Genomic DNA, 19,138 nt, shown 5'->3' on the forward strand with positions numbered 1-19,138 from the left:
GTGGAGGTCCACCGGCATGGCGAGAATCTTCTGCCGCAGCTCTTCCACCAGCTCGGGATGCTCTTTGAGATACTCTCGACAGCGTTCGCGTCCCTGGCCCAATTGGAGATCGCCGTAGCGGAACCAGGCCCCGCTCCGCACGATGAGCTTGCGCTCAATCGCCAGGTCGAGGACGTCCCCCTCATAACTGATGCCGCTGTCGTGAAGCATGTCAAACTCCGCCACCCGGAACGGGGGCGCGACCTTGTTCTTGACCACCCGCGCTTTCACCCGCTGCCCAATCACCTGTTCGCCATCGCGGATCTGGCCCACCCGGCGGACATCGATTCGGCAGGAGGCGTAAAACTTGAGGGCACGTCCGCCCGGCGTGGTCTCCGGAGAACCGAACATCACGCCGATTTTTTCGCGTATCTGGTTGATGAAAATGACAGCCGTCTTGGCCTTGGCAATGGCACCGGTGAGCTTTCGCAACGACTGGCTCATGAGTCGGGCCTGCAGGCCCACGTGGGAATCGCCGATTTCACCCTCCAGTTCTTTCTGGGGGACCAGGGCGGCCACCGAGTCGATGACGATCACGTCCACCGCATTGGAGCGGATGAGCATCTCCGCGATATGCATGGCCTCTTCGCCACTGGAAGGCTGGCTGACGAGCAGATTCTCCAAATCGACGCCCAGCCGCTTGGCCCATGCGGGATCGAGGGCATGCTCAGCGTCGATAAACGCAGCGATGCCCCCCCGCTTTTGCGCCTGAGCGATAACATGGAGGGCCAGCGTTGTTTTCCCGCTTGATTCCGGGCCAAAGATCTCGATGATCCGACCGCGGGGAATCCCCTGTCCGCCAAGAGCCAGGTCCAGCGAAAGACTGCCCGTGGGAATCCCCTCGATGGCCTCCGTTTTGCTTGCCCCCAGGGGCATGATGGCGCCTTCCCCAAATTGTTTTTCTATTTGCTGTACGGCGCTTTTCAATGCAGGATTTTTCTCCAGCACCGACGCGGCCGTGTCTTTTTCCTTGCGGACTTCCTGCTCGTCACCTTTGCTCCCTGCTTTCTTCGCCATGGACAAATCACCTCCCTTCCCACAGGGCTGTTTATCGGCCTTCGCGCCGAGGTCCTAAGTGTTCAAATGAACACATACTCAAAAATATCCAACGGAATGGAATCTTTCAATCCCCTGGGCCGCTGCGAAAGCTAGACAGTTTCCGCCCAGGGCTGCCATCGCTCATTTCCACTGTCTGGGAAGAACCAGGATCCGACCGCGCCGCATCCTGCTCGCCGGCCCCCCTACAACCGCGCTCAGTATACTCCCCGCCGTTGTGAGCTCACAAGAGACGCCCAGGCTGACGCATCCCCGTTTTTGTCGGGATCTGTGAATCAACGTGTTGTTGGGGCCATTCCTGAATTGCCCCTACCGATCCTGTGGCTCAGATGGAATCGGGCCTTCCAGTCCCATCTGGCCTTAAGCACCTCTCACGATTCGAACGCAATCGGGGCGCTCGGTCGGGTGGAACCTGCGTCTATTAGAATGGATCACCCAATCTCCACAAGCGGACCTGACGAGCACGTCCCTCCGAAGATGTGGACCTGACAAGCAGGTCCCTCCGGGGGCCCGGAGGGGCACGCTTGTCGTGCCCGGCGAAACGAAACGACCTTTCGCGGGGAAAGGATCACTCCTGCTGGGCGGGCGGGCTATTCCTCGAAACCTAATCCTGCTTCCGGCGAGCGATCTTCGGTGATTCGTTTCACAAGGATCGTGGCGTACGAACCGCGTGGAAGCTCGAAGCTCAATGTGAGCCGTTGCTTTCCCGGATTCAACTCATCGTCGCCTGTCTCGCAAGTGAGTTCCCTGGGAAAGAACACCAGAGATCGATCACCCTTGGAAAAAAAGCTATCGCGGGGATATTTGATCCGGAGCTGGCGGACTTCCAGTCCCAGCTCGGCCGCAGCTCGCTCCATCAGCTCCCGCACCGGACCGGTTTTAATCCCGCATCTGGCCGAGGGCAGCGGCAGCCGAATCTCTCGAAATTCGTCGAGCAGTTGAGAGTTTAAACGCCGGTAGAAGGTGAACGTCCATCGGGCGATGACGACTTCAAAGCAATCCTGCGGGGGCACGCGTTGCCGAATCCACTCCGAGGCCATGGCATTCCAGAGATAGCTTTGCAGGGCCGCCAGGTAGAGGGCCCGTTGATCGCGTCGCAGCGCGGCCATAGCGCGGCGATACTGACCCGGCTGATCCGCCAATTGTGCGACGACGGCTCGGCGGAAGCGGTTTCGAACAACTTTTTTGCAGGCTGCCCAGTCGCCCCAGTGTTCCCGCAAAAACTGCTTTTCCTTTTTATCCGCTGCCCGATCAGAATCGTGAGGATCAGCTAGGGCCAGCCATAATGCGCGTTCGTAGTCGCCCAGGCACCACGCTCGGGCAACGAAGTCCCCGGACCAGCCGACCGACCCGAACCGCTGTTTGTCGAAATAATTAGGCAGGCCCCATTGCTTCACCTCGTCGAGCGCTGCCATCGCTGCGTGAAGTTCTTCCGGGGAAAGGTCTCTCAGCACAATGCGGAATCTGTTGGCGAGGATATCATCGGAAGTGAACGCCCGGGAAGCCTGCCCTCGGTATTCCAGTCGTACCCCATCAAGCTCGAGATCACGCGGTGGGCCGCCACGAATGGTCACCCATTGGGTGGTCAGAGCATGGCGGTCTTTAAGCCCGCCATAAGAAACTGCGTGAAGAGGAATGTTCCACTGCTTACGGACCTTATCGAGGGCTTCCGGCGTACCGAGCGACTTTTTGGTGAGAACATACGCGGCGAAAGGGCCGCCGTCTACAGGGAACTGCGTTACCTCTTCCACCACAAAATCTTCCGGTTGCTGCTTTAATTTCATGGGAATTGTGCGGACAAAACGATTGAATGGATTATACCGACTAACTCGATCAAATCACTCAATGTTAACAGTGTGTGCGCTGCGAAAAATGATAAACTTTTTTCGCCGTGGCGGTTGTGACCTATATTTCCATCAAACAGGGCGGTTGTCAGTTCGTCCAGTAACCGACAGGCATCACTGGGAGATCACGAAAATGACCACGGCAGTTCAAGAAGCACTCGTGCAAGAGCTTGCCCATCGGGGTGGTAGCGCCACCATGCAACTGGTGAGTTTCCGCCTGGGCCAGGAGGAATACGGGGTGGAAATCACCAAGGTGCAGGAAATCATTCTCATGGGGGAAATCACCCGGGTCCCCCAAACGCCAAATTATATCAAAGGATTGATCAATCTCCGCAGCACGGTGATTCCGATCGTGGATTTGCGGCTGCGATTTGGTCTGCCTCCTCAAGAGCCCACCGACGAAACACGGATCATGGTAGTGAATGTGCGGGGAAAGACTATCGGCATCATCGTGGATGCAGTGAGCGAAGTCCTGCGGATCAGCAAGGACCAGATCGCTCCTCCCCCGCCGACGGTCGCCGGATTGGGAAGGAAATACCTGACCGGCCTGGTCAAACTGGATAAGCGCCTCCTCATCCTTCTGGATATCGAAAAGATTCTGGGAGACGACGAGGACATCGCAGAGGCAACCGGTATGTGAAAGCAACCTCCGCAGGCCCCATCACGGGTCGCTTGTCGCGTCGGCCCACGGCCGCTCCGTGCCCGCCTGAAACGGTCCTGGAAGTCACACACTTCCGACCCGCCTGGCGCCCAACAGACACCTGGTCGGTGGCGCCGCGGCCGTGGCGCCGATGGATTTCTTCTTGACAACACAAACCACTGGAAGCCTTTTGCCGCGAGATAAGGAACGGCGCTATGATCCGTGATCCCGCCCAAAAGCAGCATAGTAGCGGAAATCGCGGTGAACCCCCGGCAGCTCTCACCCAAACAAATAAAGAAACCAGTTGGGACCAGATGGCACCTGTTCCGCCCATCACGTCGCCTCTGACAATTCCCCAGGTGACAGATACAGAGCTCCAGCGCTACGCCGATTTGGTATACCGCAAAACGGGAATCCGTATTTCTCCACAGAAAAAAACGCTGCTGTCCAACCGGCTCCGTCGGCGATTACGGGAAACGGGCATTGCCAGCTATTCCGAGTATTACGACTACCTCACCAAGCTGCCCCCTCGCCATCCAGAATGGGATGCCTTCCTTCAGGAAATCACCACCCATGAGACCTACCTGTTTCGCGATGAACTCCAGTGGCAATGGTTTCGCAAGAAATTTCTAGCGGATGTCGCGAAGGCGCAACGGGGAGCGGTGAAAACCCTTCGCATCTGGTCGGCTGCCTGCAGCACGGGTGACGAAGCGTTCACCGCTGCCTGCTGCATCGCTGCCGAACTTCCGGACCTCCCCAACTGGCGGATCACCATTCTGGGAACCGATATCGGACTCGGTGCGGTTGAGCAGGCGCGAACCGCCACCTTTGGCGAGCGGGCGATGCGGCTTGTCCCCGACGATTTGAAGCGACGATTTTTTGAAAAGCTGCCCAACGCCGAGGTATGGCGGGCAAAACCCATTCTCACCAAGATGACAAACTTCCGACAGCACAATCTGATGGATCCCCTGCCGGAGCGCCCCTTTGACCTCATCTTTCTGAAAAACGTGCTGATCTATTTCGACGCTGGGTCAAAGAAAGTTGTTCTCAACAACGTGCTCAAGGTGCTCCAACCGGGCGGCTATCTCGTTGTGGGAGCTGCCGAGGGAGTCGGCGATTTGCTCTCCGGGATGACCCGACTTCAGCCGTGGCTCTTTCAAAAGCCGCAACCTTCCAGCACGGGATCGGTCACCACCAGCGTCTCTCCCTCACGGGGAAGTCTCGCATCATCGTTGGACCGGGCGCACTGATCAGATCCCTGACAGGATGCTCACGCGAAGAAGCGCTTTGACTGCTTGCCGCTTTTGCCGGCAGGCGTGATAATCAGCATGTCGTATCGCTTTCCAGTCTATCATGACTCTCCTGACATGGTCTTTGGAGGGAGTTTTTTGATGCCCGCTGCCGGGAAATTGCACTTTCTGAAATTCGGCACCTTTGCAGCATTGTTTTACGCGACAGCGGCACTCGGCTTGATTGCGGCCCTCGGAGATTTATCCGCCAATGATGGGCCGGCAGGTCGGCCTCCGGCCGTGCCTCTGGTGGTTCACGATCCCTATTTCAGCATCTGGTCGTTCACCGATCACCTGGCTGAAGATTGGCCGCGTCACTGGACCGGTCGTATCCACGCCCTGTGCAGTCTCATCCGAATTGATGGTAAGGCTTACCGGCTGATGGGAACACCCCAATTGGATATTCCTGCATTGTCCCAGAAAAACCTTACCGTGCTGCCCACGCGGACCATTTACGAGTGGGAAACGCCAGAAGTCGGCGTGCGTCTCACTTTTCTGACGCCGGTTCTGCCGCATGATCTTGATCTTCTCTCTCGGCCGGTCACGTATCTCATTTGGGACATCTGGTCGCGGGATGGTGCCTCCCACGAAGTGGAGCTTTACTACGACAACTCGGCCGAGCTGGCCGTCAATACCCCCAACCAGGTGGTCATCTGGGAACGCGGGCGGGCTGATCCGCTCGTGTGGATGCGGATCGGCACACTCGAACAACCCGTGTTGCAGAAAAAGGGTGACGATCTGCGGATTGACTGGGGCTATGCCTACACGGCAGCGCCTCAGACTGAAGACCTTCGCACGGTGATGAGCGATCACGACTCCGCACGCCGGGGATTCGTGGAAACCGGGACAGTACCCAATCGAGACGATCCCCCCGAACCGCGAGCCGCTCAGGACCGCTGGCCGGTGGTGGCGTGTGCCTGGCGTCTTGGTTCGGTGCGTGCCGAGCCTCAATCCCGCCACGTACTCCTGGCGTACGATGACATGCTTTCCATCGAATACCTTGGCCAACGGCTGCGTCCTTATTGGCGGAAATACTTCGCGCATATCGGCGAAGTTCTGATTCAGGCAGAGAAAGATTTGCCGCGGCTTCTGGCCATCTGCGCAGAATTTGACCGTAATTTGATGAAGGACGCGGAACAGATCGGCGGCAAGGGATACGCGAATCTCGTCGCACTTGCGTATCGACATACTCTGGGGGCCCATAAGTTGACGCTAGGTCCCCAGGACGAACCGATGCTGTTTTCCAAGGAATGCTTCAGCAACGGCTGCATCGCGACGGTGGATGTCACTTATCCCGCATCTCCGTTTTTTATGCTGTTCAATAATGAGCTTCTCAAGGCAACCCTCACACCAGTTCTGGAATATGCGGCCAGCCCGAGGTGGAAATTCCCATTTGCGCCGCACGACCTGGGAACGTATCCCCTCGCCAACGGACAGGTCTATGGTGGAGGCGAAACGAGCGAAGAGCACCAAATGCCCGTGGAAGAGTCGGCCAATCTCCTTATCCTGGCGTGTGTAGTATCCCGCCTGGATGGAAACACCCACTATGTCCAGAAATACTGGCCACTCTTCCAGCGATGGGCGGAATATCTCGAAGAGAAAGGCTTTGATCCCGAAAATCAACTCTGTACGGACGATTTCACCGGTCCTCTGGCACACAATTGCAATCTTTCCATCAAAGCCACAGTCGCGCTGGCGGGCTACGCCGAAATGTGTCAGCAGGCGGGCAAAATGGAGGAATCCACCAAATACCGCAAACTCGCTGAAGACTTTGCCGCCAAATGGGTCCACGCTGCCGACGACGGGGACCACTACCGCCTGGCGTTTGACAAACCGGGCACCTGGAGCCAGAAGTACAACCTCGTGTGGGATAAACTTCTCAATCTCAACATCTTTCCCAAAGAAGTCCGCCAAAAAGAGATCGCCTTTTACAAGAGGCAGCTCCAGCCCTACGGCCTGCCGCTGGACAATCGCGCCCTCTTTACCAAAACCGACTGGACAGTGTGGACGGCGACGCTCGCCGATTCCCGAGAGGATTTTGACGCCCTCATGAGTCCCCTTTACCGTTTCATTGACGAAACGCCAGACCGCGTGCCGCTGACCGACTGGTACTGGACGAACAACGCCCGGCTACGGGGATTTCGGGCACGCCCCGTGATTGGGGGAGTGTTCATCAAATTTTTGGAATATCCAGAGCTGTGGAGAAAATGGAGTGCCGTCTCTGCAAGGTAACCTGGCGTCTCCGGCACGCGGTGTCGCCAGGGGCCGTTTGCGCGGCTTTATCACCCACAGTTGTTGGTGCCGTGTTTAGTTAGTAAAAGATCAGCCGCCGCCCAGTAAATGAGCTTTGCCGCGAGAAAATCTGGGGCAATCATCCCGGGAATGGGCGCGAGCTCCACGACATCCATCACCGGCACCCGCGCGGCCGCTTCGGCAATGGTGCGAATAATCTCCAGCAGCTCGTGCCAGAGCAAGCCGCCAGGTTCCGGTGTTCCGACTGCTGGCATGATAGAAGAATCGAGCCCGTCCAAATCAATCGTCAGGTAAACTGTTTTGTTCCGCACGAAATCTCGCACGGCGTTCACCCCTGATGATCCCCACTGCTCCCGAAAGAACGTGTGAATGTTTTTGGCCGTGGGCCGAAATTCCGCCTCTTCCTTGGAAATGTTACGGATACCAATCTGAAACAGAGGACACACCTCGCTGATCCGTCGGGCAGCGCAGGCGTGATTGAACGGCGAGCCTTCAAATTCGTCCCGAAGATCGGCGTGGGCATCGACCTGTACGCACACCAGACTGTCCCTATCCATGACCCGAGACAATCCGCGGGCCACCCCTGCGGAAATGCTATGTTCACCGCCCAGGATCACGAGCAACTCGGGTGAAGGAGGTTGGGAGAACACCGTCTCCACCGCGGCAGCTACCCGATTGATCATTGCGTCGGGAGTGCTCACCGTGATCTCCATCGGGGGCAGAGTCGCAAATCCCAGGCTTTCGGCTGGTTCGCAACCGTGGCGATGATCATAGAGTTCTACCTGCCGTGAAGCCATGAGGATGGCCATCGGTCCGTTGCGGGTACCTGCCCCGTAGGTCGTCGTCGCTTCGTAGGGGACGGGCAAGATCCACACTTTGGCTGTCGTGGGATCCGCCAGTTCTTCTGGCAATCCCAGAAAATTCAAATTGGGTTGACACAATTCGTGGGGAATCATTGGAAACCGCCTTCAATCGTCCTTTAGTGCAGTGAGCACGGAACGAAGATTGATTTTTGGCTGGAAAAAAGCTGGAAAAGTATCATTCTCGCCGGGTTAATCCATTTTTCCAGGGTAGGTGTCCCGGTGGGGTGGCTTACCATGTTCGCCTTCGGAGGGAGGTGCTTTTCGCGTCCGCTTTTCCAACGCTGGATCATGCACCCTGTCTTTACGGGCAGAACGAGCGTGCCCCTCCGGAAAAACGGACTGCGACAAGATCAGCCCGCTCCAGGGCTGTACTTTTCGGGATAGATGACGAGTTCCACCCGGCGGTTTCGTTGCCGTCCGGCGGGCGTTCCATTCGACATGATGGGAGAGCTGGCCCCGTGCCCCACCACCACGAGTTGTTCCGGCTTGAGGTTACTTTGGGTGACCAAAACATCATGGACGGCAGCCGCCCAAGAGACGGACATCTGGGTATGGTTTTTCCATGGTCCCGGCGGCAGGGGGCCGTTGTCGGTGAAGGCTTCCACACCGATCATTTGTTCGGGGTACAGTCGAGCGATTTCTGCCGCCACAGAAGTGATCACCTGCACCGCTCCGGGGCGAAATTGAAATGCCCCGCTTTCAAAAAGCTGATCCGCAGGAAGTTCTACGCGAATGACGTCGCCATCCCGCCGCACCTGAACGCCCGGGAGGTTCACCGCCGGCAGCGTTTGAAGGAGACTGTTGTTGGGCTGAATGGTCACACTCCCGGAGCGCTGGAGGGAAGCCATGAGGGTCTGGACCTGCTTTTCTTTGTCCTCCTTTTCCTGCTGGAGACGGGCAATTTGGCTGCTGACATCGCTGAGTTGTTTGCGGAGCAGGGCGAGCTGATCTTCGAGGAGCTTGTTTTTCTGCTGGGCCTGCGCCAACAGTCCCTGAAGCTGTTGGTTATCACGGTCAAGCGCCGTAATCCGCGTTTGATACTCTTCGATCTGGCGGTTGAGGGCGGCCTGCTGCTGGGCCGATTGAGCCTGGGCCGCGGCCGTTGCGGGATTACTGGCGCACCCCGCGAGAAGGAGCCCCATCCCTGCCAGGCCCAAAATCAAGCCAAGTGCAGGCGGACCCAACCATCGCTCGTTGTTACATTGGGGCGAATCTCCCTCCGCGAACACCGTCGCCACACTCCGCCAGGTTAAGAGTTTTGTCCATCGTCACTGGGAAGATGCTACACAAGCCGATCTTTGGCCAGCCGCTAATTCCCATCACCAGTGCGGACGCCCACTGTCCTACCCTGCCCACCTTGTCCGCCCACGCATCGGCGGCCACGAAGATTAGCGGAAGAGGTGGGACACTGACAAGGGCAATTCTTTTTGGTTCTCCTGCAATCACATACTTTTCGAGAGTCTACCCTCAAGAGCAATAGAACGTTTCAAAAAAACGAGCGTTTTTTGTGGGATGCGGCCGATCGCTTTCCCAGTATTGGCAGAACTGACGACGACACCGGTTCTCGCTTTATGGCCGCTCGCGACGACCCCGTTTTTTACTCTCTCTCAACCCTCCGAAATTTGCCAATTCTCTCCGAAGCAGCGATAAAAAGTTACCAATCGCTGCTCCACCAGGCGTTCCACGCTGGCGTTACGGGTATCTAAGCAGCGTGCCTGAGCCGTTTAGACAATTCCATATCATATTCAGTTCTGTTCACGTAGCCTTGAGATCCGCGAAAAGAGATAATCTTGCCCGGCACTCCTACCACCACCGCGTTATCCGGCACGTCCTTCGTCACCACACAGTTCGCACCGATCGCGACGTTGTTACCCACCCGCACTGCGCCAATAATTTTGGCCCCCGGACCAATATACACATTGTCTCCAATTATCGGACATCCTTTCCTGGGTCCCCTGTTAACCTGTCCCAAAGTCACACCATGCGACAAATTACAGTTTTTTCCTATAATGCAACGCTCGTTAACCACAATGCCCCCAAAGTGGCCTATATAAAAGCCGCTACCGATTTGGGTCTCCGGTGGGATGGAAATGCCCAACTTGTACCGCAGCCGCCGAAGATAGAGCTTCGCGAAAGGATAGATGACATATCTGAAAATAGCGTGGCTTTTTGTGTAGGCACACGTGCGCATCCAGAATATGTACTTGTAGGATTCACCAAATAACACGTGTCGAACCAGGATCATCCAATTAATCTGCCCCGTGATTCGATAGAGGTCTGAGCAAATCAGGTATTTCCACTCGGAAAAATCCATAGCGATTTGATCCTCAGTGCAGACTGAGCGGGTGACCTCTCGACTATTTCGAATAATGCGACCGTTAGATCGGTTAATGGAGACAATCTACTTCTAATTATTTGTAATTGTAAACCACATAATACTGTAGAAATCATCCGGATCTACACTGGAAGCTGACAGTATCGTTATAGAAAGGATCCCTCACTCGGCGGCCAATACGCTGCGAAGTTCTCCCTGTTTATTACCAGGAAGGGCCGCACCCGCCACGATGGGCGTGTTCGCTCACCGCACCCGGGCCCAATAGAGCAGCAGGATACCTTATAAATGAAACGCCACACAAGATCAATTATCGGGGCGACGCATTGGTTCCCTGCCGGGCTGACGGCGCCCAGTGACAAGAATGTCGGCTTATTTCATCTCGGCCGGAGGATCCCGAAGAGGTCCTCGAAAAAACGTGGGTAGGTCTTCGCCGTGCAACCGGGGTCGAGGATTTTCACACCCGGAATCCGCAGACCGGCGATAGCAAAACTCATGGCCATACGGTGGTCGTTGTAAGTGTGGATGGCGGCCGGTTGATAATCGGTCCGCGGGATTATGCGGAGGCCGTCGTCGAACTCGTCCACCTTGGCACCGAGTCGGCGAAGCTCTGTCGCCAGTGCCGCAATGCGGTCAGTTTCCTTAAAGCGGATGTGCCGCACCCCGCGAATTTCGGTAGGTCCCTCTGCGAACAGCGCGACAACCCCCAGAGTGGGGACGGTATCACTGATGGCGTTCATGTCCACTGAAATCCCCCGAAGTGGCTTGCCCGTCACCGTTAATCGGTCGTCTGCCGCCGTCACCTCGCAGCCCATCTGTTCCAGACAGCGACAAAACGCGACATCTCCCTGCAGACTATTCCAGCTCAACCCGGTGACGGTGATCCGCCCACCCGTCACGGCAGCCGCCGCAAAAAAGTAGGTCGCTGCGGAGGCGTCCGGCTCGATGGCATACTCTTGAGCTTGATAACGCTGCCCAGCCGCCACGTGGAGGCGCTGATAATTTGTGTTTGAACCGGTAACGCCAAATGCCCGCATCACTCCCAACGTCATATCGACGTAGGGCTTGGACACGAGATCTCCCCGAATAACCAGCTCCACGTCTGCCGCAGCGTAGGGGGCGGCCATGAGCAAGCCACTCACAAACTGGCTGGAAATCTCCCCGGAAATCTCGGTGGTCCCCCCGGGCAATCCGTCAGCCTCTACAATCACCGGCGGGCAGCCGTTGCCATATTCCGTCCATGCTTTGACTCCCAGGCGATTGAGGGCCTCAACAAGATCCTGAATGGGCCGTTCCCGCATCCGGGCATTACCATCCAAACGGAATCTTCCGCGTCCGAGCGCACAAACAGCCGTCAAAAAGCGGAGACTTGTCCCGCTATTGGACAAATAGAGCTCGGCCGATGGAGCGGGAATTTTACCGCCACACCCGATAACCCGTGCTTCCCGGCGTTCGGGATCGTGTTCCACCCGAATGCCCAACCGGCGAAGGGCCTCCATCATCACTTGCGTGTCTTCACTGTCGAGCACACCGGTGAGCAGTGATTCACCTTCCGCCAGCGCCGCACAGACGAGCGCCCGATTGGTGATGCTCTTGGAACCCGGTGGCTGGACCACCGCCTCCACCGGACCACTGAGCGGAATTTCCACAAGCTCCGGATTCGCTTTCATGGACCATCCAGGGGCAATCTAGGGCGGGGTGAAAGCAAATTTATAAAGCCAGCGATGGGTGCGAAAGTACAGGCCGGTCCCGTCCACGGCGGGCGAAGCCAGGACTCCAGATTCGAGGTCCCACTCTCCCACACGTTCCGGCAGGCCGTCCTCGTCCAATCGAAACACGAAGACCGTTCCCTCGTAGTTTACGGCGTACAGATGGCGTCCCACAATCACCGGCGAGGCCCAGTAACTCCCCCGCATCCGTATTTGCCGAAGGATCCTCCCATCGACCGCGTCCGCGCACACCAAAATGTTGGGCGATTTTACCAAATACACGCGGTTGTTCCACACCACAGGGCTAGTGTTACCGCAATTCAACCGGTCCGAAATCCACAGAAGCCGCAACGTAGGTGGTTGGGATGCCCACTCTAGTGCGTGAATCCCCGCCGCTGGGAGCACCACCAGCCGACCCCAAACCGCTGCTGACGAAATTGTGTCACACCAGTGCCCGTAACTGGCGATCGTCGTTCCGGTCCGCGGATCGAGCACCTCAAAATCCTCCCGCGATTGCACGAGCACCCCTACAGGAGGAAGCACGTCCCTGGCGTCGGTGGTCCCTTCCTGGTTGGAATGCAGCCGCAGCGGAACTGGCGAAGACCACATCGCTTCTTTGGTGCGGTCTTTCTGCCAAAGGGTGCGCCCATTCTTCAGGTCGATCCCAAAAATGACCGCGTCCGCCAGACTCTCCGCCTGCACGACGACCACGTCGCCCACAATCAACGGCGAAGATGCCATTCCCACATCGTTGCGAAGGAGGGGCCGTTCCCAGCCCAGCGGACGCATCCACCTTGGCCGACCTTGGCAATCCAAACACACCAGATCATTGGAAGAGAAAAGGGCCACAATGAATCGCCCGTCGCTGGCGGGAGTGGACGCCGCCACACCGCCGAACGGATTACAAACCGTGGACCCTGTCGCAAAGATCCGAACGTGCCAGTTTTTTCTTCCGGATTCCGCTGCGAACGAGAGGATGTGAAGCTCGTCCTGACGATAGCCGGTAGCCGCCGTCACCACCACTTGACCGTTCACCACAATCGGCGACGAAGGTCCTTGGCCAAGAAGCCCGGCCTTCCACACAAGTTGCTTATCAGGCGCCAAGACCGGCGGAATGTCTTCCCCACCCCGGAAAACGCCGCATGCCTCGCCACCCCGAAAGTGCGTCCAGCCCACACTTCCGGATGCCGTCTCCACGGCCTGGGCGGAATCCCTCCAGATCACGGATGTCGGCAGTGTGCCAGCCAGGACAACAAGAAAAAGTAATTTTCTGGCCATACGCATGGTTTTCCCCTTGACCCGTCCCCACCTATCATCCTGTCCCTGTACGAACACCCATGCCTCCACCGCGCTCGAGGCTCCACCTGCTATGGCTGCGCCCCTGGGGAATTGTAGGGGACAATTCGCTCTCCGAATGCAGGGGGAATCGTCATGGTTCCAAAGTGATGGTGACCTGATCGAGACGCCCGTTGAAGCGGAAGTCGGCTGGATAGTCACCGACCAATCCCTTCTCATCCCGGCCCACCTCCAGGCCGTCCTGCGGCATGCTGGAAAGCGGCGGGATATTGGCCGCCCGGGCAAGAATTTGATCATTCCAGAACAGACTGATTTCGCCGGACCGCGACCAGACGACTTTCAGCGTTCCGGCCTCCTCAGGCAGCGTCTTTTCCGCCCGAACGGTCTCCAGCTCCCCACTGCGCCGCACGGCGAAGCAGGCCCGGCCTTCTTCGAGATACAGGGCGTATCCCCAGGCAGAGCCGCCCTGGGCAACGAGCACGCCGCGGTCACCCGGCGCTGTTATTCGTACCGAAATTGTCAGTCCCTTATCGACCACATAGGGTGCCCGATTTCGCTCCAGCCGAGCGTTGCTCCGCAGGACAAAATTCTTCTCCTGGGAAAAGCTATCCGTGGGGCGACCGCGCCATGCCCCGAGGGGAAGGACATTGGCCCGGGCAGCCCAGGCGTCCCAGGCAGCCGCCAAACGTGCGACAACTTCCGGATGCTGCGCGGAGAGGTCGTGCATTTCGGTGCGGTCGGCCTCCATGTCGTAGAGTTCCCAAGGCTTGTTTTCCTTGGCAACAAGCTTCCATTTGCCATCGCGTACGGCGCGATTGCCTTCGTGCTCCCAAAAAATGGGGGTTTTGCGCTGGAGAGGCCGACCTTCAAAAAGCGGCACAAGGCTCACCCCCTCCGTGGGTATGATCTTATTTCCGTTAAATTCGGTGGGGTATTGCGCTTTCGCCAGATCGACGCAGGTGGCCATCAGATCAATGACGTGGCCCGGCGTATGCTCGAGCTCACCCTGACGCTTCAGTCCCGCAGGCCAGTGAACAATGAGAGGCGTGGCGATGCCGCCTTCATGCACGAAGTGTTTGTACTCTCGGAACGGGGTATTGGAGACATTCGCCCAGTTGATGCCATAAGAGATGTAGGTATCTTCGGGTCCTGGCATAATGTACGGCCCAGTCAGGGTAGGAACACCGCGGCGATTCTGGGAAGGCCGGCTCTCCGTTCGAATGACATCGGGAGGAATAGGTGGTAGTGAGGGTTCCACCGGCCGCCGCCAGTTTCCTGTCCGGCCAATGGCTTCTTGACACGCGCCGTTATCCTGCAGGTAGAAAATCACCGTGTTTTCCAGTTGCCCGCTCTCTTCCAGGGCCTTAACAATCCGTCCGATGCCCTGGTCCATGCGATCGATTTGAGCCGCATACACTTCCATGCACCGAGCTTCCCATTCTTTATGTTCCACCTGCTCCCAATCACCGTGCTGCGAGCTGAGATCCCAGTTGGGATCGATGATGCCCAGCTTTTTGAGCCGTTCAAACCGGGCCTGGCGAATCGGCTCATAACCGCCATCATATTTCCCGCGATATTTGGCGATGTCCTCTTCCAGAGCATGAAGCGGCCAGTGGGCGGCGGTATACGCCACATACATAAAGAAAGGCTGGTCGCCGTGCTGGGTGATGTGCTCTCGGATGAAGCGGACGGCATGGTCGCTGATGGCGTCGGTGTAGTAATAGCGCTCCGGCTTGTACTCGGGATCAATGAACGCGGTGATCATCGTGTTGTCGCGAACGAGAGCCGACGGATCAAAATAACTCCCCGCACCCTGAATGGTTCCGTAATACCGGTCAAATCCCCGTTGGAGCGGCCAGTTGTCTTTCGGTCCATCCGGCTGAACGGCCTTGGTGACGTGCCATTTTCCCACCGCATAATTACGGTAGCCCGCCATCCGTAGCACTTCGGCGATGGTGACCGTCTGGCGGTTGAGGTCGCCCCGATACCCGTCGTAGCCTCGATCCTGCGTCATCCAGCCCACGCCCGCCTGATGGGGATACACTCCCGTAAGGAGAGCCGCACGCGTCGGACAGCACCGGGCGGTGTTGTAAAACTGCGTAAAGCGCAAACCATGGGCCGCCAGGCGATCCAAATTCGGTGTGGCAATCTCCCCGCCATAACATCCGATGTCCGAAAACCCGATGTCATCCGAAAGGATAATGATGATATTCGGCCGCGGTTCTTTGGCGAGCAGACTGCCCGCCTCCACTCCCGGAAGGAGCAGGGCTCCCAGTAAAAGCCGGAAATACGACGATAAACCGCTGTGCGTCCCCTGGCGGATCATGATGAGACCTCCCCAATAACGCGCTAAGTGTGTGTGCTGGCGACCGTCCCGTCACACGAGTTTTCCCAACATGATAAGCCGTGCCAAGCGACGGTGCAAACGGCGATCATCACCAAGGGTCGGCCGTCTTAAAAAAATGGTTGGGGGCGTAGCCTTTTTCAGGAGGGGGAAACTTATACCGGACACGCCGAGCATGCCCAGCCGCATTCACTCAATTTCCGTTGATCGACTTTTTCAATCACTAGTTGGGATCGCGGTTGGCACCATGTTGTCTGTCTGAAGGTCATCATCCGTCATATAATGAGTGATTCTCAAGCAGATTGATCAGGTATTGCGTCTTCCAGAATGCAGGTGAATCCAATGGCAGAAAAACAGGTTGAAAAGGTTATCATCATCGGTAGCGGGCCTGCCGGATGGACGGCGGCCATTTACGCCGCCCGGGCGGCTCTCAATCCGCTCCTTTTTGAGGGGGCGATCAACGAAGAAAACGCCCGAAATGGCACCCTGCCCCTGGGACAACTGGCCCTGACCACGGAAGTGGAAAACTTTCCGGGATTTCCGCCGGGGGACCTCTCCGGATATCTGGAAACGGCCCTTCCCGAGGAACGCCGCGCCTATCTTCCCCCCCATAACAAACACGGAATCACCGGCCCGGAGTTGATGGAACTCATGCGACAGCAGGCCATCCACTTTGGCACGCGGGTCATTACGGAAGACATCGTGGAAGTTGATTTCTCGGCACGGCCATTCCGCCTGCAGGCTTCTAACGGGGAAACTTACGAAAGTCAGGCAGTGATCGTGGCGACTGGCGCTCGCGCTAACTATTTGGGGCTCCCTTCCGAAGAACGATTCAAAAACAAAGGGGTGAGTGCCTGCGCCGTCTGCGACGGAGCTTTGCCACGGTTTCGGAACCGACCGGTGGCCGTCATCGGCGGAGGAGATTCCGCTGTAGAAGAAGCCACTTATCTGGCCCATTGGGCATCGAAAGTCTATCTCGTGCACCGCCGGGACCAGCTTCGGGCATCCAAGATCATGGCCCAGCGGGCGATGTCCCATCCCAAGATCGAAATCCTGTGGAACCGCGTGGTTGACGAGGTCCTTGGCGATGACGAAAACGGTGTGACGGGGCTTCGTCTCAAGAGCACGATCGGCGAGCCCGACCTGACAATCGAGGTGAGCGGGATGTTTCTGGCCATCGGCCACACCCCCAACACGGCATTTCTAAAAGGTCAGCTTGAGCTTACGGACAAAGGTTACATCAAACTCACCAAGCCCTTCCGCACCTACACGAGTGTGGAAGGAGTCTTTGCGGCGGGAGATGTCGCCGATGACTACTACCGACAGGCGGTGACGGCAGCCGCCAGCGGTTGCATGGCGGCCCTCGATGCCGAGCGATGGCTAGCAGGCCAGGAGAGTTGATCGGCTCGGGATGGGAGCGCAGCGGGTCACGTTCCGACAGCCCAGAACCACGGACGACGGTTCAAAATGACGCGATCCAGCAGGTAAGAAAAGAGGGCACGGTTCGCGGCGAGCTGATCCGTCGAGTCAAGAAATCCTCACGGAGGCGCAATGATGGCGGAAAAAATTTCTGTCGCTATGGCCCGACGTCCGGAAGCAATCGGAAAGGAAGTTCTGCTCCAGGGATGGGTCCGCACCCGAAGGGATTCCAAAGGGGGATTCAGCTTCCTGGAGTTGAACGACGGCTCCTGCCTGGGCAACGTCCAGATCATCGCGGACAATCGGCTGCCCAACTACGAAAGCGAGGTGAAACGCCTGACCACGGGCTGCAGTATTGCCGTGGAAGGCGTAGTCCAGGCATCTTTAGGTCGGGAACAGGCCACCGAAGTGCTGGCCCACCGCATCGTCGTCTACGGCTGGGCCGATCCCGAAAAATATCCGCTTCAGAAAAAACGACATTCCTACGAGTTTTTGCGAACCATCGCGCACTTGCGCCCCCGCACCAATTCCTTTGGCGCGGTGGCACGAGTCCGCAATGCGATGAGCTTCTCCATCCATCGTTTCTTCCAGGAGGAGGGGTTCCTTTACATCCACACGCCGATCATCACGGCTTCCGACTGCGAAGGGGCGGGGGCCATGTTCCGCGTGACCACGCTGGAACCCCTCTCCAAAGAGCCGCGTGATCCCAGCCAGGACTTCTTCGGCAAACCCACCTACTTGACGGTCAGCGGGCAACTGGAAGCCGAAGCGTACGCCTGTGCGCTGGGAAAAGTGTACACATTTGGGCCGACCTTCCGGGCGGAAAACTCCAACACGACTCGACACCTTGCTGAATTCTGGATGGTAGAACCGGAAGCCGCATTTTTCGAGCTTTCCGACAACATGGATCTGGCGGAACGGTTCCTGAAACGCATTTTCCGCGACGTCCTGGAACAATGTGCCGAAGATATGGAGTTTTTCGATCGCTGGGTAGAACCCGGTCTGATCAAACGGCTCCAGGAAATCATCGATAGCGAATTCGTCCGCCTCACATATACCGAGGCGATCGACATCCTCCAGAAGTCCGGGGAGAGTTTTGAGTTTCCGGTGGAATGGGGACGCGACCTCCAGGCGGAACATGAACGCTACCTCACGGAAAAACACTTCCGGCGACCAGTGATCCTCATCGATTATCCCCGGCAGATCAAACCGTTTTACATGCGCGTCAATGACGACGGCAAAACCGTCCGCGCGATGGACGTGCTTCTGCCCCGCGTGGGTGAAATCATCGGCGGCAGTCAGCGGGAGGAACGTCTGGACATCCTTGAACAGCGGATGGAAGAACTGGGACTCAACAAGGAAAACTACTGGTGGTACCTTGACCTGCGGCGATTTGGAACGGTGCCGCACAGTGGGTTCGGCCTCGGTCTGGAACGGGCCCTCCAATTTGTGACCGGCATGGGTAACATTCGGGATGTCATCCCCTTCCCGAGATTTCCCGGAAACGCGGAATTCTAACTGCCGGAAAAGAGTGGCAGATGGGTGATTGCCCGCGCGTTTAAATTACACGCCATTCAACGCCACGGGATGCGCGATCGTGTCGAGTTCAAGCCACAGTTATTCATCCCGGCGGATACTGTGCTCACAATCTGACTCCGCAAGGAGTAAAAGCCTGGAGAGTGATCTCACGTTGATTCGGGTTCGCGGGGCCACCGCTGATTTGCCACCCCATCGCTTGTCTTTCTCGGACCGAGATCCATCGAGGAGTGCCGTCCTGTTCTCAGCGACAGCGTCTCTTTGCTCTGTCAAGACTGAAAGCGAGCACAAACCAGAAAGTTCCTCACTTGACAAAAAACTGGCGGACGATAATTCTTTAAAGGATTGAATCGGAAAGTGGCTGCGGTCGCTCAAGGCCGTCCCGCGAGTCGGAGCACGGGCAACGAAGTTAGGGTTTCCGCCTTGCCGCGGTCACCGAAGAAGGATCGCAACGCTATGGCCACCTTTGACGCTGAGTCGTCGCTGGGGGCTGTCGAAGAGGAACCTCCGAGTTCCCC

13 protein-coding genes are annotated in these 19,138 nt (G+C 57.4%); 5 read left to right on the top strand and 8 right to left on the bottom strand.

The annotated features are described in order from the left end of the window. A partial coding sequence (gene recA / locus ABJK56_RS17705) for a recombinase RecA (protein ID WP_347246007.1) occupies nt 1–1,056 on the bottom strand: 1,056 nt, incomplete at its 3' end. Between the two features lie 629 nt (nt 1,057–1,685). Continuing rightward, nucleotides 1,686–2,879 carry a tRNA pseudouridine(13) synthase TruD gene (gene truD, locus ABJK56_RS17710; RefSeq protein ID WP_347246008.1) on the bottom strand — a complete coding sequence of 398 codons (1,194 nt, stop codon included), beginning with the start codon at nt 2,877–2,879 and terminating at the stop codon, nt 1,686–1,688. A 193-nt stretch (nt 2,880–3,072) separates the two neighbouring features. Here truD and ABJK56_RS17715 point away from each other — a divergent pair, with 193 nt between their 5' ends. The 3 genes from ABJK56_RS17715 to ABJK56_RS17725 all read left to right on the top strand — a co-directional run bounded on the left by ABJK56_RS17715 (nt 3,073) and on the right by ABJK56_RS17725 (nt 7,100). Then, nucleotides 3,073–3,579: a chemotaxis protein CheW gene (locus ABJK56_RS17715; protein WP_347246009.1), complete on the top strand. Its 507-nt coding sequence runs from the start codon at nt 3,073–3,075 to the stop codon at nt 3,577–3,579. Nucleotides 3,580–3,794: 215 nt separating this feature from the next. Continuing rightward, nucleotides 3,795–4,829: a protein-glutamate O-methyltransferase CheR gene (locus ABJK56_RS17720; protein ID WP_347246010.1), complete on the top strand. Its 1,035-nt coding sequence runs from the start codon at nt 3,795–3,797 to the stop codon at nt 4,827–4,829. A 141-nt stretch (nt 4,830–4,970) separates the two neighbouring features. Further along, nucleotides 4,971–7,100, top strand: coding sequence for a DUF4965 domain-containing protein (locus ABJK56_RS17725; RefSeq protein ID WP_347246011.1), 2,130 nt, complete (start codon nt 4,971–4,973; stop codon nt 7,098–7,100). Between the two features lie 50 nt (nt 7,101–7,150). Here the strand turns inward: ABJK56_RS17725 and speB are convergent, their stop codons facing one another. From speB to ABJK56_RS17755, 6 genes are all read right to left on the bottom strand, one after another. After that, entirely contained in the window at nt 7,151–8,077 is a 927-nt protein-coding gene (gene speB, locus ABJK56_RS17730) for an agmatinase (RefSeq protein WP_347246012.1), read from the bottom strand. 257 nt (nt 8,078–8,334) lie between these two features. After that, complete coding sequence (locus tag ABJK56_RS17735; protein ID WP_347246013.1) at nt 8,335–9,213, bottom strand: OmpA family protein; 879 nt, start codon at nt 9,211–9,213, stop codon at nt 8,335–8,337. Between the two features lie 473 nt (nt 9,214–9,686). Continuing rightward, nucleotides 9,687–10,298 (bottom strand): serine O-acetyltransferase, encoded by a 612-nt coding sequence (locus ABJK56_RS17740; RefSeq protein ID WP_347246014.1) that lies wholly within the window; start codon nt 10,296–10,298, stop codon nt 9,687–9,689. 395 nt (nt 10,299–10,693) lie between these two features. Further along, complete coding sequence (gene aroA / locus ABJK56_RS17745) at nt 10,694–11,986, bottom strand: 3-phosphoshikimate 1-carboxyvinyltransferase (RefSeq protein ID WP_347246015.1); 1,293 nt, start codon at nt 11,984–11,986, stop codon at nt 10,694–10,696. 18 nt (nt 11,987–12,004) lie between these two features. After that, on the bottom strand, nt 12,005–13,303 hold the full coding sequence (locus ABJK56_RS17750; RefSeq protein ID WP_347246016.1) for a PQQ-binding-like beta-propeller repeat protein: 1,299 nt from the start codon (nt 13,301–13,303) through the stop codon (nt 12,005–12,007). A 151-nt stretch (nt 13,304–13,454) separates the two neighbouring features. Continuing rightward, complete coding sequence (locus ABJK56_RS17755) at nt 13,455–15,647, bottom strand: arylsulfatase (RefSeq protein ID WP_347246017.1); 2,193 nt, start codon at nt 15,645–15,647, stop codon at nt 13,455–13,457. 360 nt (nt 15,648–16,007) lie between these two features. On the opposite strand from ABJK56_RS17755, the gene ABJK56_RS17760 reads away from it, so the two are divergent. Together ABJK56_RS17760 and asnS are read left to right on the top strand one after the other, a co-directional pair. Then, nucleotides 16,008–17,066, top strand: coding sequence for a thioredoxin-disulfide reductase (locus ABJK56_RS17760; protein WP_347246018.1), 1,059 nt, complete (start codon nt 16,008–16,010; stop codon nt 17,064–17,066). A 150-nt stretch (nt 17,067–17,216) separates the two neighbouring features. Next, complete coding sequence (gene asnS, locus ABJK56_RS17765) at nt 17,217–18,602, top strand: asparagine--tRNA ligase (protein WP_347246019.1); 1,386 nt, start codon at nt 17,217–17,219, stop codon at nt 18,600–18,602. Nucleotides 18,603–19,138: the final 536 nt, after the last annotated feature.

Source organism: Thermogutta sp. (genome assembly GCF_039793925.1).
Lineage (GTDB): Bacteria > Planctomycetota > Planctomycetia > Pirellulales > Thermoguttaceae > Thermogutta.

Bases quoted from the DNA above. Each gene is read 5' to 3' on its own strand.
- truD (WP_347246008.1), bottom strand. From the start codon at position 2,879: ATGAAATTAAAGCAGCAACCGGAAGATTTTGTGGTGGAAGAGGTAACG.
- ABJK56_RS17715 (WP_347246009.1), top strand. From the start codon at position 3,073: ATGACCACGGCAGTTCAAGAAGCACTCGTGCAAGAGCTTGCCCATCGG.
- ABJK56_RS17720 (WP_347246010.1), top strand. From the start codon at position 3,795: ATGATCCGTGATCCCGCCCAAAAGCAGCATAGTAGCGGAAATCGCGGT.
- ABJK56_RS17725 (WP_347246011.1), top strand. From the start codon at position 4,971: ATGCCCGCTGCCGGGAAATTGCACTTTCTGAAATTCGGCACCTTTGCA.
- speB (WP_347246012.1), bottom strand. From the start codon at position 8,077: ATGATTCCCCACGAATTGTGTCAACCCAATTTGAATTTTCTGGGATTG.
- ABJK56_RS17740 (WP_347246014.1), bottom strand. From the start codon at position 10,298: ATGGATTTTTCCGAGTGGAAATACCTGATTTGCTCAGACCTCTATCGA.
- aroA (WP_347246015.1), bottom strand. From the start codon at position 11,986: ATGAAAGCGAATCCGGAGCTTGTGGAAATTCCGCTCAGTGGTCCGGTG.
- ABJK56_RS17750 (WP_347246016.1), bottom strand. From the start codon at position 13,303: ATGGCCAGAAAATTACTTTTTCTTGTTGTCCTGGCTGGCACACTGCCG.
- ABJK56_RS17755 (WP_347246017.1), bottom strand. From the start codon at position 15,647: ATGATCCGCCAGGGGACGCACAGCGGTTTATCGTCGTATTTCCGGCTT.
- ABJK56_RS17760 (WP_347246018.1), top strand. From the start codon at position 16,008: ATGGCAGAAAAACAGGTTGAAAAGGTTATCATCATCGGTAGCGGGCCT.
- asnS (WP_347246019.1), top strand. From the start codon at position 17,217: ATGATGGCGGAAAAAATTTCTGTCGCTATGGCCCGACGTCCGGAAGCA.